11 protein-coding genes are annotated in these 13,953 nt (G+C 67.4%); 5 read left to right on the forward strand and 6 right to left on the reverse strand.

What is annotated here, in order from left to right; all coding sequences use genetic code 11:
* Positions 1 to 63: 63 nt before the first annotated feature.
* Positions 64 to 1,710 carry an ABC transporter family substrate-binding protein gene (locus BST15_RS13960; RefSeq protein WP_046188847.1) on the forward strand — a complete coding sequence of 549 codons (1,647 nt, stop codon included), beginning with the start codon at positions 64 to 66 and terminating at the stop codon, positions 1,708 to 1,710.
* Positions 1,711 to 1,736: 26 nt separating this feature from the next.
* Here BST15_RS13960 and BST15_RS13965 read toward each other — a convergent pair whose 3' ends face one another.
* Together BST15_RS13965 and BST15_RS13970 are read right to left on the reverse strand one after the other, a co-directional pair.
* On the reverse strand, positions 1,737 to 4,352 hold the full coding sequence (locus tag BST15_RS13965; RefSeq protein WP_083071004.1) for an AAA family ATPase: 2,616 nt from the start codon (positions 4,350 to 4,352) through the stop codon (positions 1,737 to 1,739).
* The gene (locus tag BST15_RS13970) at positions 4,349 to 5,494 is read right to left on the reverse strand and encodes a metallophosphoesterase family protein (protein ID WP_046188834.1); all 1,146 of its coding nucleotides are present in this window, start codon (positions 5,492 to 5,494) and stop codon (positions 4,349 to 4,351) included. The genes BST15_RS13965 and BST15_RS13970 overlap by 4 nt, the downstream gene beginning before the upstream one ends.
* A 184-nt stretch (positions 5,495 to 5,678) precedes the next feature.
* Between BST15_RS13970 and BST15_RS13975 the strand changes: the two genes are divergently transcribed.
* The gene (locus tag BST15_RS13975; RefSeq protein ID WP_046188835.1) at positions 5,679 to 6,179 is read left to right on the forward strand and encodes a SixA phosphatase family protein; all 501 of its coding nucleotides are present in this window, start codon (positions 5,679 to 5,681) and stop codon (positions 6,177 to 6,179) included.
* Between the two features lie 106 nt (positions 6,180 to 6,285).
* Here BST15_RS13975 and BST15_RS13980 read toward each other — a convergent pair whose 3' ends face one another.
* Complete coding sequence (locus BST15_RS13980; RefSeq protein ID WP_046188836.1) at positions 6,286 to 7,461, reverse strand: acyl-CoA dehydrogenase family protein; 1,176 nt, start codon at positions 7,459 to 7,461, stop codon at positions 6,286 to 6,288.
* A 139-nt stretch (positions 7,462 to 7,600) separates the two neighbouring features.
* Here BST15_RS13980 and BST15_RS13985 point away from each other — a divergent pair, with 139 nt between their 5' ends.
* Entirely contained in the window at positions 7,601 to 8,137 is a 537-nt protein-coding gene (locus BST15_RS13985) for a TetR/AcrR family transcriptional regulator (protein ID WP_046188837.1), read from the forward strand.
* Positions 8,138 to 8,309: 172 nt separating this feature from the next.
* Here BST15_RS13985 and BST15_RS13990 read toward each other — a convergent pair whose 3' ends face one another.
* The 3 genes from BST15_RS13990 to BST15_RS14000 all read right to left on the reverse strand — a co-directional run bounded on the left by BST15_RS13990 (position 8,310) and on the right by BST15_RS14000 (position 10,074).
* Complete coding sequence (locus BST15_RS13990; RefSeq protein WP_046188848.1) at positions 8,310 to 8,816, reverse strand: MarR family winged helix-turn-helix transcriptional regulator; 507 nt, start codon at positions 8,814 to 8,816, stop codon at positions 8,310 to 8,312.
* Positions 8,817 to 9,031: 215 nt separating this feature from the next.
* Positions 9,032 to 9,577: a DUF3558 domain-containing protein gene (locus tag BST15_RS13995; protein ID WP_046188838.1), complete on the reverse strand. Its 546-nt coding sequence runs from the start codon at positions 9,575 to 9,577 to the stop codon at positions 9,032 to 9,034.
* Positions 9,574 to 10,074: a DUF3558 domain-containing protein gene (locus BST15_RS14000; RefSeq protein WP_046188849.1), complete on the reverse strand. Its 501-nt coding sequence runs from the start codon at positions 10,072 to 10,074 to the stop codon at positions 9,574 to 9,576. Before BST15_RS14000 ends, BST15_RS13995 begins: the two co-directional genes overlap by 4 nt.
* Before the next feature lie 172 nt (positions 10,075 to 10,246).
* Here BST15_RS14000 and BST15_RS14005 point away from each other — a divergent pair, with 172 nt between their 5' ends.
* Both BST15_RS14005 and BST15_RS14010 read left to right on the forward strand, forming a co-directional pair.
* Positions 10,247 to 11,989, forward strand: a complete 1,743-nt coding sequence (locus tag BST15_RS14005) for an ABC transporter ATP-binding protein (protein ID WP_046188839.1) — start codon at positions 10,247 to 10,249, stop codon at positions 11,987 to 11,989.
* Positions 11,986 to 13,854, forward strand: coding sequence for an ABC transporter ATP-binding protein (locus BST15_RS14010; RefSeq protein ID WP_046188840.1), 1,869 nt, complete (start codon positions 11,986 to 11,988; stop codon positions 13,852 to 13,854). The genes BST15_RS14005 and BST15_RS14010 overlap by 4 nt, the downstream gene beginning before the upstream one ends.
* Positions 13,855 to 13,953 lie beyond the last annotated feature (99 nt).

Here is a 13,953-nt window from a genome sequence, read left to right on the forward strand (position 1 = left end):
CCAGGCAGTTTCGCGAGAAGGTCGCCTGGTGGGCGCAGAGTCAACGGGGTGGTGGCCGGGCTCATGGCGCTGGGCGTGGCGCTGGGCGTGGCGCTCAGCGGATGCACGGCCGTCGATATCACCGCACCCGAGGGCGCCGCCGCGGTCGGCACTGCCAACGACATCAACCCGCAGGACCCGGCGAAACTGCGCGACGGCGGCAACCTGCGGCTGTCGATGACGCAGTTCCCACCCAACTTCAACCCGCTGCACATCGATGGCAACCTCGCCGAGAACGCCGCCATGCTCAAAGCCACCATGCCGCGGGCCTTCACCATCGCCGCGGACGGCTCGGCGACGGTGGACACCGACTACTTCACCAGCGTGGAGCTGACCGGCACCAACCCACAGGTGGTCACCTACACCATCAACCCGAAGGCGGTCTGGAGCGATGGCACGCCGCTGAGCTGGAAAGACATCGCCAGCCAAATCCACGCCACCAGTGGGGCCGACAACAGGTACGCGATCGCGACCACCAACGGCGCAGAACGCGTCGCTTCGGTCACCCGGGGCGTCGACGACCGCCAGGCCGTGATGCGCTTCGCCAAGCCCTATGCGGAATGGCGTGGCATGTTCGCGGGCAACTCGATGCTGCTACCGGCCAGCATGACGTCGGATCCGGACACCTTCAACAAAGCTCAGCTGAGCAGACCTGGTCCGTCGGCCGGGCCGTTCGTGCTCTCGACCCTGGATCGCACCAGCCAGCGCATCACGTTGACGCGCAACCACGCCTGGTGGGGCAGGCCGGCGAAACTGGACACCATCACCTATCTGGTGCTCGACGAGGCCGCCCGGATGCCGGCGTTGCAGAACCACACCATCGACGCCACCGGGGTAGCCACCCTGGACCAGTTGACGATCGCGCGGCGCACCGAGGGCATCGCGATCCGCCGCGCGCCGACCCCGGCCTGGAGCCACTTCACCTTCAACGGAGCACCCGGCGCTCTGCTGTCCGACAAAGCTTTGCGACTGGCGGTGATGCGCGGCATCGACCGGGCCACCATCGCCCGAGTCACCCAGCGTGGCCTGACCGCGGACCCGGTTCCGCTGAACAACCACATCTATGTCGCCGGCCAGGAGGGCTACCAGGACAACAGCTCGGTGGTGGCCTACGACCCCGAGCGTGCGGCGCGGGAACTCGATGAACTCGGCTGGACGCTGCATGGCAAGTTCCGGGAGAAGGACGGCCGCCCCTTGGTGATCCGGCACCTGTTCTACGACGCGTCCAGCACTCGGCAATACGCCCAGGTGGCTCAGCACAACCTGGCCCAGATCGGGGTCAAGCTGCAGTTGGACGCCAAAGCCGGCGGCGGCTTCTTCACCGACTATGTCAACGTCGGCGACTTCGACATCGCTCAATTCAGTTGGGTCGGTGATGCATTCCCGCTGGCGGGGCTGAACCAGATCTCCGCCTCGTACGGCGAGGCAAACTTCGGCAAGATCGGCAGCCCGGCGATCGACGCCAAGATCGAAGAGACCTTGGAGGCGCTCGACCCGGCGGTGGCGCGGGCCCGGGCCAATGAGGTGGACACGCTGTTGTGGGCCGAAGGTTTCAGCCTGCCGCTGATTCAGACCACGGGCAACGTGGCCGTACGCAGTTCCCTGGCCAACTTCGGGGCCCCGGGGCTGGCAGATCTGGACTACACCGTGATCGGGTTCATGAAGGACTGATCCCCTGGCCTTCAGCCTCTATCCGCTCAGGCGGTCAAGTCGATGCGGTGCGCGTTGCTGACGCTGCGATAGCGATCGGGGCTGCAGGTCAACACGATCACCTGCCCCTGTGAGCCGACCGCGTCGAACACCGCGCCCATCTTCGCCAGTCGGTCGGGGTCGGTGAAGCCGAGCGCATCGTCGATCACCACCGGGACGCTGTCCTCCGTGGCCACCAACGCCGCCCCGGCCAGCCGGGTCAGGATGCCCAGCTGTTCCTTGGCCCCGCCGGACAGCGACTCGTAGGGAACCGTGCGCCCACCGAGGGTGCGGGTGCAGATCTTCAGGTCGGTGTCGACGTCCACCTCGAAGTCGGCGCCGAACACGTGTGTGCCCAGCCGCTGAATTTCGGCGCGGAACGGCGCGACGTAGCGCCGACGGGTGTCGTCGCGGTGGCGGATCATCGTCGACCGCAGCAGCGCTGCCGCGCGGGCCCGGCGCCCGATCCGATCGTGTTCAGCCGCGGTGTGTTCCCGCGCGGTCTGCGCCGCGTCGAGCTGGCCGCGCCGCCCCTGGGTGCCGAACACGGTGAGCTCGACCTCCACCTCGTGCAGCGCTCGGGACGTCTCACCGTGCCGGACCCGCAGCTCCTGCGCCGCGGCCTGCGCCGCGGCGAGTTCGGCGTCGATCGCCTCGGTGGCGGCGGCGCCCAGCTGCTCGGACAGCTCGCTCACCCGCTGTTCGGCACTGCGCAAGGCCTGCGCGTGGGAATCGGCGGCGGCCGCCAGCTCGTCATCGCTGAGCGTCGACCGCTGTGCGGCCAGGCGCTGGTTGGCCGCCTCCAGCTCAATGCGCTGCGCTGCCACCTTCTCGCGCAACAGCGTCAACCGGGTGGCGCCCGCGGCCCGACGGGCCGTGGCCTCCTGGGCGGCGCGGCGCCGCGCTTCGCAATCGGTGGTGGCCTGGGCCAGCAGCGCCTCGGCCTCGTCACGGTTCGCGCGCGCCCGCTCCGATGTGGTCTCGGTGGAGATCTCGCCGTGCTCATCGCGTAGTCGCGTCAGCCGGGCGCGCAAGGCCTCGATCTCGTCGGCACCGCGCAGCGCTGCCAGCGCGGCGGCCAACTGGTCGCGGCAGCCCTGCAGTTCGCGGCGCCGCTGGTCAGCGTGGCGAGCCTGCGCCAGATCAGGCACCCCTGCCGCCGCCAGCGCGTCGGCAAGGTCGGCTTGTGCCGCAGCATGTTTGACGCTGGCCTCCCGCGCACTGTCCCCGGGGCGGACACTCACCCGCAGCACTCCGGGCAGCTCAACCTCGAGTCCGCCGGTCACGCTGGCCGACCAGCTCTGGCCGGCGGGCAGCGCCGTGGATTCGCCGGCGATCACCAGATCGATGTCCGCGGCCGCGGCGAGTTCCAAGGTCGCCGAGATCGCGGCCAGCGACGCCTCAGCCCGTTCGCACGCCGACGACGCCTCTTCGACCCGCCGCAGCATCGGCTCGGTCACGGTGATGCGCGCCAGTTCGGCCGCTGCCTCGGCGAGCTGACCTTCGGCGCCCTTCAGCCGGGAAATCCGGTCAGCGAGCCGGTCGGCCTCGTCGCGAGCGGCGAGTTGATCGACGACGCGGCGCGCGGATGCGGCACGTTGTGTGGCAACGTCAACGGTGTGCGCGGCAACGGCCGCTGCGGCGTCGGCGGCGGCGGCTTCGGTGTCAACGGCGGCCTGCGCCTGGGCGACGCCGTCGATTTCCTTGTCCAGCAGGATGATCGCGGCTGCCCGGGAGTCGATTTCATCGCGCTGCCGCTGCCGCTCGGTTTGGGCGGTGCCGGTCGCGGCGGCGGTGGCTTTGGCCGCGGTGGCCACCAACTGCGCATCCCGAAGCTGACCGCGCAACTCCGCGATCGCCGCACCGGCGGCCTGCGCCGCGCCGTACCGGCCGTCCGCGGCGGCCTGCTCCTCGGCCAGTGAGGCCAACTGCTCGGACAGCTCGGCGTGCCGGTGCACCCGGTCGTCCACTTCGGCGAGCTGCTCGGCGCATCGCGCCACCTCGGCGTCGGCGGCGGCCAGCGCGGCGATGGCGCCGGCCCACTCCCCGGTGGGACGCCCGGTTCCGGTGAAATAGCGCCCGTACTCGGCATCGATTCGCTCGATGAGAACGGGTTCGGTTCCACTGAGGGTGCCGGTGTCGCCGGCGGCGACGTCCAGAGCCCGTGACAGCGCATCGCATCCCGATAAGTCCACCGCCGCCGTCGACGATGCCTGCAGCACCCGTTGGGCCTGCCACAGGCCGGTGTCCATGGTCTCGTCCAGCATGGCGCGCACCCGCTCGTGCGCCTCGTCACCGGTGAGCTGCTCACGGCGCGGCTCGGAGATGGTCAGTTGGGTCCGGGGCGCCTTGTGGAAGCGCTTGTGATAGACGAAACGGTAAGGGCCGGTACTGATCTCGGCGGTGACCTCGGCACCGACATCGGCGTAAGTGGGCTTGACCTGTTTGACGTCTTTTTTGGCGGAACGGTCCTTGGCCTCCAGCAGCAGGTCCAGCGCCTCGATCATCGACGACTTGCCGATCTCGTTGGCGCCGGAAACCACCACCACGCCGTGGTCGGGAAAGTCGATCTCCCGATGCGCCACGCCGCGGTAGTTGGTCAGTACCAACCGGTGCAGTCTCATGCCACGCCCCGGTCGACCAGGCGCAACAGCAAGGCCAGCGCGGCGTGGGCGTCGTCGGCGGCACCGGCATCGGCATCGCGGGCGGTGGCGACAAGTTCCTCGACCGCGTCGGCGGCGAAACCGCCGATTCCGAGGTCGGAGAATTCACCGTCGGCGGGAACGACCACCAGGTGGGTATGACGTTTCCAGGTGCCCACCCAGGCGAACAGGCGGGAGTAGCGGTCCAGGCAGGCGTCGAGGGCGGCCCGGTCGGTGACGCTGAGCGAGCCTGTCAGGGCCAGCTGGACCACCGTGCGTTCCTTGTGCGGCAGCTGGTCGAGGTTGATGTCCAAGTCGGTGACGTCACGGCTGGTTTCCAGCTGGCGGTGCAGTGTCAGGAAACGCCATCGGCCGATGTGACGGGAGTCCACGTTGACCGATCCATCGGCCTCGTCGATATCGACCACCAGCACGTGGCCGGGGTCGGCTTCGATGTCGTCGAAGTTGGTGACTTCCGGCGAACCGGAGTACCAGATACGGCCCGTCTCCCCCACCTGCGTGCGGGAGTGCTTGTCGCCCAGGGCAACGTAGTGGATCGCCCCGCGGGCGAGGGCGTCTTGCAGACCGGCCAGGCGAAGGAGAGCCGGGTTGCCGGGGTCGGGGTCCAGTGCGTCAACACCGCCGTGGGCGACCAGGATCCGGAGGGTGCCATCGGCCGGCAGTTCCTCGAGCGCGGCCGCCGCCAGGTCGGTGGTGGGGCGCTTGGACCGCCACGGCGCGGCCACGATCTCCAGGCCCGGGCGCACCTGGTGCACGCCCTCGGTGTCGAGCACGATCACGTTGTCGGGGCACTCCGCGGTGAACAGCGCACTGGTATAGACCGACGCGGCATCGAGAGGGTCGTGGTTTCCCGGCAGCAGGTAGACAGGGATCCCGATGGTGCGCATGGCTTCCAGGGATTGGCTGATGACTTCGGGGGCCAGTTGGTTGTCCTCGAACACGTCGCCTGCGACCACCACGAACTCAGCACCGGTCTGCGTCGCCAACTCCCCCAGTCCGGCCACCGCGTCACGCCGGGCGGCCGAATAGCGTGGCTGGGCGTCGCCGGCAAGGAAGTGCCGGGTCATGCCGAGCTGCCAATCGGCGGTGTGCACGAAACGCATGTCGGATCTGTCCCTTTCCGCCGGGCCGTCGGCCGGGCATCGCGAGTGTATGGCCGCTCACCGACAAGCCTGCGGACCTCGATCGGCACGTCCGGGAGCCTCAACCACCGACTTCAACACGTGCGTCACATCCGACACTTCAGCACCGCAAATGCGGGCAGTGGCGCTGCCATAACCTTGCTGGATGAGCACCTACCGCACGCTGATCCTGCTTCGGCACGCCAAGTCGGACTACCCGCCCGGGGCGGCTGACCACGAGCGCCCGCTGGCCCCACGCGGCATCCGCGAGGCGGGACTGGCCGGCGAGTGGCTGCGTGCCCACGCGCCGGCCATCGATGCGGTGCTGTGTTCGACCGCCACCCGTACCCGGCAGACCTACGCGCAGACCGGGCTGACCGCTCCGGTGCGCTACCTCGACGATCTCTACGACGCGATGCCCGGAAACGTGATCGACACGATCAATGGCGTTGCCGCCGACGTCGACACGCTGCTGGTGATCGGTCACGAGCCGGCGATGTCGAGCGTTGCCCTGGGCCTGGCCGGCCACGGTACCGATGCAGCCGTGGCCCAACAGATCTCGGAGAAATATCCGACGTCGGGGATCGCCGTGCTCCATGTCCTCTGCGGCTGGTCGGACCTACAGCTGGGATCGGCCGCGCTGGTCGACTTCTGCGTCCCGAGATGAGCGTGACGCCCCGCCCCTTCTGCTGACGAACGCAGATTGCCGTGAGGGTCGTGGTTCCCTGGAACTCACGACCCTCACGGCATTGTCAGCGATACCGGACCAAACCTCAGATCATCGCCCGCAGGGCCGGCGACCCCTCCACCCCCATCGCGGTCAGGGCGCTGGAGTGATAGATGGTCCCGGGCGTCTGGATGGCGTGCCCCAATCCGACATGGGCGTCGCGCCAGAACCGCTGCAGCGGATTGTTGCGACGGGCGGCGTTGCCCCCGGAGCGGGCGAAGATCGCATCGGCCGCGGCGACGGCGCGCCAGGCACAGCGAATCTGGTTGCGCCGCACCATGGAGCGGTCTTCGAAACTGATCTTTTTGCCCGCGTCGGCGAGGTCGTACATGCGGCTGATGCCATCGAGCAGTTGCACGCGCGAGGCGGCGATATCCGCAGCGGCTTCCGAGATCGCGTAGAGCACGTACGGGTCGTCTTTGATCTTGGTTCCGGTGGCGGCCACTCGGTCACGCTGGTAATCCAGGTGAGCCGCCAGCGCCCCCTCGGTGATTCCGATGAGCGCGGCGGTGATCCCCAGCGGAAACATGGTCCAGAAGGGCAGCTTGTAGACCGTCTCGGTGCGCCCGGCAGCTTCGGCCGCGGGAGCTCCGGAGGCGACGTGCTCGAAGTCGATGGTGCGGTAGTCCGGTATGAAGGCGCCGTTGACGATGACGTCCTTGCTGCCGGTGCCCGACAGGCCGATGACGTCCCAGGAGTCGTCGACGATGGTGTAGTCGGCACGCGGCAGAACCACGTGCAGCACGCGCGGCGGCACACCGTCGGCCCCGCCGACGCGCGCCCCCAGGAAGATCCAGCTGCAGTGATCGGTGCCTGAGGAGAAATTCCACCGCCCGGTCAGTCGGTAGCCCCCTTCGACGGGTGTCGCTACGCCCTGTGCGGCATACGGCGAGGCGATCCAGGTGTCGGGATCCTCGGCCCAGATCTCGGCTTGCAGGCGACGGTCCATCAGCGCCATCTCCCACGGGTGCACTCCCCCGACGCCGCACACCCAGCCGGTAGAGCCGCAGTGCTTGGCCACCGCCATGACGGCTTCGGCGAAGTCGCGGGGGTGCGCGGCGTAGCCACCGAAGTCCGTCGGCTGCAGCATCCGCATCACACCGGCCTGGCGGATCAGGGCCACTGACTGGTCGGAGAGCTTGCCGAGGCGCTCACTGTCCTCGGCGGTGCCTGCGAGCTGGGCGGCGATCTGCTCGACGCGTTCGACAACTTCGTGCGCCATTACCGGCACCTCCTGAGTAGACCGCGACGACGGGGTGTCGCGCGCTGGTGTGGGTACCGTACCCTCGATTTGACCAAATGGTCAATCCATATGGTCAAACCATTTGTGCAATCAGGGCGCAGGTGGCTAACCTGCACTGATGGGCAACCGCGAGGATCTATTGGAGGGCGCCAAGCGCTGCCTCGTCGAGCGCGGCTGGGCGAACACGACGGTGCGCGACATCGCCGCGGCAGCCGGCGTCAGCCATGCCGCCATCGGCTATCACTTCGGCAGCCGCGAACGGCTGCTGGTTCAGGCACTGCTTGAGGAGCTCGACGAACTCGACGCCCGCATGTCCGCCGATGGCCAACCGGCATCGGCAGTGGATCGCTGGCAGGCGGTGCTGGAGTCCTTCACCACCGACAAAGCCTTGTGGACCTCACACCTGGAAGCGATCGTGCAGGCCCAGCGCAACGACGAACTGCGCGCCCGCCTGGCCGAAGGCCAGCACCGCGCACGTTCCGAGATGGGCGGCTCCGTCGCACTGGCCGTGGTCCTGGGCATGATGATTCAGTCACTCATCGACCCCGACAGCGCGCCCACAGCGACGGAAGCGGTCGCCGAGCTACGGGCATTGGGCGGCGACGGCGGGCGCGCCGCGGTCGCCGAACACGTGACAAGAAATACTCAGGCATAGCATTTACCCGAGTCCGGATTGTTTCTCTTGAGCACCATGAACCAGGCCCAAAGCGCGTACGGCAACGCGGGCATTTGCCTTTCGCGGCATGCGTCAAACAAGTCGGCAGCATAAATTAGATACCGCCCGTTGCGTAATTTATACGACTTCCGGGCGGCCGAGATTACCCGCGTCAACGGGCGACGCGAAGCCTGCGCCGGGTAGAAATCGTGCTCAGAGATTCGTTGATTCGTTGACAACTGTCGACCAGGTTGAGCATCTGCTCGCGCCCGAGTTGGTCGAGGTAATGGGCGCGAACACCCTGGGCGTAGGTCTCCATGACCGCATGCAGACGCTTATGCCCCTCGCTGGTGATCCGGGGAAGAATGCCCCGCGGGTCGCCCCGAGTGGGACTTCTGGTGATCCAGCCTTGCGCCTCGAGGCGACGGATCTGAGTAGACAACTGCCCTTGCGATACCCGCAGCGCTTCAGCCAGGGCGCACAGTCGGTGCTCCCGGCGATTCGGCTGGCTGAGCAACTCCAATAAGAGCACATCGCGAATCGAGAGATCATGCGCCCCTTTGAGGCAGATATTCACCGCTGCAACAAGGTTGAGCGAACAATCCAGGAACTGCGTCCAGCAGTGCTGCTCAATACCATTGAGCCCGGGCAGCGCCGGCATCGCCTGAAGATCATGCATCTCGTCCACGGCCTGCGATGTTATCGAATAACGACTCACAAAAACGGCGAACGCGTGTCAATTCCGGCATCCCGCCGAGAATCTCCCGGCACGAGAATCACCGCCGTAAAACTGCCGCGGCGAGTCAGTGCAGTTCAGAACGACAATCCCGCGGCCGAAAAGCGGCCGCGACACCGAAAAATGTCGTTCAAAAGGAAACTAACCAGCGTCGTTCGTCAGGAGTTGGTCGCGAGCGTCAGTTCCATCAGCTTGACCGCTTGCTCACACGCGTCGATCCCCGGCGCCTGCGGATTCACCCACCAGCCGACGACACCGGCGGCGTCACTGGCGACCCCGCACGAGCCATTCGGGTCAGACGGCCGCATCACGATCGAAGGCACACCCACGATGGACTTGGTCTCGATCTGGTACTTCAAGAACTCGGCGACCTTGCGCTCGTTGTCCAGGCTGCCCTGTTCGAACCAGAACCGGGTGATGTCGATCAGCCCGGCCGGGTTGGCAGCCTGCCACCGGCAGATGGCACCCACGAAGGTGCTCTGGATGTCGAGCGGGTCCGCTCCCACCGTCTTGGCGAGGATGTCGGTGGTCAGCACCTCGCACTCCTTGAGCAGGTTGGGGTACTGCCGCTGGGAGTTGTCGTTGCGCTTGGTGTCACCCGCGCCGGCCTTGACGGCGGTGCCACCCACCTCACGCGAGCAACCCGTCAAACTGGTCAACACCGCCAGCGCGGCGACCGCGCCGGCCACAACCCGCCGGCTCATTTCGAGTTCGCAATCGACTGGCGAGTCAGCTCTTTGGCGACGTCGCACGGATCCGGGAACGGCTTCTGGGCGAAGCTCACCGACCACTCGATGAAGTCATCTTTGAACTGGATACCGACCTCACACAGATTGTCGCCCATGGTTGGGGCGGTGCCGATCGCGATGAAACCGCTGTGGCCGTCGATGTTGATGTCCTCCACGGAAGTCCGCGACACCTCTTCGGTCTTGCGCTCACGACCGATGGGGCTGCCGCGATACCAGGAGAAGGAGAAGTGCGGCCCCATGATCCCGCCGCGCAGCAGCCACTGGCAGCCGACCGAGTTCTGCGCGGTGCTGACCAAGCCCGCCACCCGGGTCAGGTTCGCCATAGTCTCGTCGCTGATCCCGCCGCACACCGGAAACGACGGCCCATGATTGCTCTGCTCGGCCGTCGGAGCCGCGGACTGGGTACCGGACTGAGCTTCGGGCGCGCCGGAGTCGGAACACCCACCGACCATAGGAATCACAGCAGCGGCCGCCAGGGCCGGGACCGTCAGTTTGAGCCGCACACGATGCACTGTAGCGGCACCACCGCCGCTCAACCACGCGACAGCGGTGACCAGTCTGTTTGTGTCGCCGCGTGTCGGGACAGCAACGCCACCGCCGTACGGGTATGCGACAGTAGGCCCCATGCTTCTGGCGCTGCTGCGCTGCTACCTCAAGCCCTACCGCCGGCAGGTCGCGGCGGTGATGGCGCTGCAACTGATCAGCACGCTCGCGTCGCTGTATCTGCCGACCGTCAACGCCACGATCATCGACGACGGCGTGGTGCGCGGCGACACCGCGATCATCATCCGCCTCGGCGCAGTGATGCTCTGCGTCACCGGCCTACAACTGCTGTGCGCCATGGCGGCGGTCTACTTCGGCGCACGCACCGGAACCGGCTTCGGACGCGATCTGCGCCGGGCGGTGTTCGCCCAGGTGATCGGGTTCTCCGAACGCGAGACCGCCCGCTTCGGCACTCCGACCCTGTTGACCCGCACCACCAACGATGTCCGCCAGATCCAGCTGGTCGTGCAGTTGGGCGCCAGCACGCTGGTCGCCGCGCCGATCATGAGCGTCGGCGGAGTCTTGATGGCGGTACACCAGGACGCGGGGCTGGCCTGGCTGCTGGCGGTCAGCGTGCCACTGCTGGCCCTGGCCAATTATCTGATCGTGTCGCGGATGCTGCCGCTGTTTCGCCGCATGCAGATGCTGATCGACAACATCAGCCGGGTGCTGCGCGACCAGCTCACCGGCATCCGGGTGATCCGCGCCTTCGCCCGCGAACCCTACGAGCGAAACCGGTTCAGCCAGGCCAACGCAGCCCTGTCGGACGCCTCACTGACGGTCGGAAAACTCCAGGTGTTGATGCTGCCGACCACCACGCTGATCATCAATGTCTCCAGCGTGGCTCTGATCTGGTTCGGTGCCTTGCGTATCGACGCTGGAGCGATGCAGGTGGGCTCGCTGATCGCGTTCCTGTCCTACTTCATGCAGATCCTGATGTCGGTGCTCATGGCCACCATGGTGCTGGCAATCCTGCCGCGCGCCTCGGTCTGTGCCGAGCGGATCACCGACGTGCTGTCCACCGAGCCGACCATCGGCCCGCCTGCGCAGCCACTGAGACCGTCAGCGCGTACCGGCGAGGTCGCGCTCAGTGGCGTCGGCTTCCGCTATCCCGGCGCCGACCGCTCGGTATTGCAGGAGGTGTCGCTGACCGCGCGCCCCGGCACCACCACGGCGGTGGTGGGCTCCACCGGGTCGGGCAAATCGACGCTGATGTCGCTGATCTGCCGACTACGCGACGTGACCGCGGGAGCGGTGCACGTCGACGGCGTGGATGTGCGTGACCGCGACCCCGAGGAGTTGTGGTCGGGTATCGGGCTCGTGCCTCAGCGCGGTTACCTGTTCTCCGGCACGGTGGCCGACAACCTGCGCTACGGCGCTCCGGCGGGGACGACGGTCAGTGACGAGCAGATGTGGGAGGCGCTGCGGGTGGCCGCCGCCGACGACTTCGTGGCGGCCCACCCGAACGGACTGCAGATGCCGGTGGCCCAGGGCGGGATCAACCTGTCCGGCGGGCAGCGCCAACGGCTGGCCATCGCACGGGCGGTGATCCGGCGGCCCGCGATCTATCTGTTCGACGATGCGTTCTCGGCCCTGGACACCCGCACCGACGCCGCCGTGCGCGGTGCACTACGTGACGTGGCCGCCGAGGCGACGGTGATCATCGTGGCTCAGCGCATCTCGACTGTCCTTGAGGCAGATCAGGTGGTCGTCCTCGATGACGGACAGGTGGTGGGCACCGGCACCCACCAGCAGTTACTGGCCGAGTGCCCCACCTACGCCGAGTTCGCCGAATCCCAGTCGGTGATGGCGGGTGGTTCATGACGGCACCGGCACCGGCGGCGCGCGCCGGGAACTTCTGGCCCACCGCACTGCGCCTGGCGCGCCGGATGGGCCCCCAGCGCCGTCTCGTCGCGGCGGTCATCAGCCTCTCGGTGGGCGGTATCGCCTTGGGTGTGGCGGGACCGCGCATCCTCGGTCACGCCACCGATCTGGTGTTCAACGGGATCATCGGCCGCGCTCTGCCGGCCGGGATCAGCAAGCAGCAGGCCGTCGACGCCGCCCGCGCCGCGGGCCGGGGAACCTACGCCGAAATGCTGTCGCGCATGAATGTCGTTCCCGGAGTGGGCATTGACTTCGGCGCGGTGGCACGCACTCTGGCGCTGGCGATGGGCCTTTACCTCATTGCGGCCCTGATGATCTGGACGCAGGCCCGGCTGCTCAACGTGATCCTGCAGCGCACCATGCGGGCGTTGCGCAGCGACGTCGAAGACAAGGTGCACCGGCTGCCCCTGCGCTACTTCGACACCCAGCGGCGCGGCGAGCTGCTGAGCCGGCTCACCAACGATGTCGACAACACCGCCACCTCGGTGTCGATGACGGTCAGCCAACTCTTCTCCTCAGTTCTGACGGTGCTGGTGGTGCTGGCGATGATGCTGCACATCTCGCCGCTGTTGGCCGCGATCACCGTGGCCGGCGTGCCGGTGACGCTGCTGGCCGTCCGGTCGATCACCCGTCGCTCCCAACGGCTGTTCGCCGCGCAGTGGGCGGCCACCGGAAAACTGGGCGCGCACCTGGAGGAGACCTACAGCGGCTTCACCCTGGTACGCACCTTCGGTCATCGTGACTGGGCGCAGCAACGATTCGACGAGTGCAATGACGAGTTGTACCGGGCCGGGTTCGGAGCCCAGTTCTTCTCTGGGCTGATCGCGCCTGCGACCGGACTGATCGCCAACCTCGGCTATGTCGCGGTAGCGGTAGTAGGCGGGATCCAAGTGGCCACCGGACAGATCACCCTGGGCAGCATTCAGGCGTTCATCGCCTACGTCCGCCAGTTCAATCAGCCGCTGGGAAATCTGGCGTCCATGTTCAACGCGCTGCAGTCCGGGGCGGCCAGCGCCGAGCGGGTGTTCGCCTTCCTCGACGAGCCCGAAGAACCGCCAGCCCCGTCTCGGCCACTTCAGGCGACCGGCGGTCGAGTCGAGTTTCGCGACGTCAGCTTCGGCTACCGGCCCGGCGTGCCGGTGATCGAGGACCTGTCGTTGGACGTCACGCCGGGCAGCACGGTGGCGATCGTCGGGCCGACCGGCGCCGGCAAGACCACCCTGGTCAACCTGCTGATGCGCTTCTACGACGTAGATCGCGGGCAGATCCTGATCGACGGCACCGACATCTCAAGCGTGGACCGGGGCACACTGCGATCCACCATCGGCATGGTGCTGCAGGACACCTGGCTGTTCACCGGAACGATCGCCGACAACATCGGATACGGCCGTCCCGACGCCACCGACGACGAGATCGTCGAGGCGGCCCGCGCCGCGCATGTCGACCCCTTCGTGCGCACATTGCCGGACGGCTACGCCACCCGGGTCAATGACGACGGCGGAGCCATCAGCGCCGGCGAGAAACAGCTGATCACGATCGCGCGGGCATTTCTGGCTCGCCCGCAGCTGCTGATCCTCGACGAGGCCACCAGTTCGGTGGACACCCGCACCGAGCTGTTGATCCAGCGAGCGATGCGGGAATTACGCAGGGGCCGGACCAGTTTCATCATCGCCCACCGGCTGTCGACCATCCGCGACGCGGACCTGATCCTGGTGATGCAGGCAGGCCGGATCGTGGAGCAGGGCATCCACACCGAGCTGCTGGCTCGCCGCGGGGCCTACTGGACGCTGGCCGAAAGCAGCTGAGCTCACGGCCCGTCGTCGTCTTCGCTTTCCCGCAGCAGTTTTTCGGGGTGGTGGTAGTGGTTGGTGCGGGGTTGGCCGTGGTCGAGGTGGGGTGGGGGC

This window comes from Mycolicibacter arupensis (assembly GCF_002086515.1).
GTDB classification, from domain to species: Bacteria; Actinomycetota; Actinomycetes; order Mycobacteriales; family Mycobacteriaceae; genus Mycobacterium; species Mycobacterium arupense.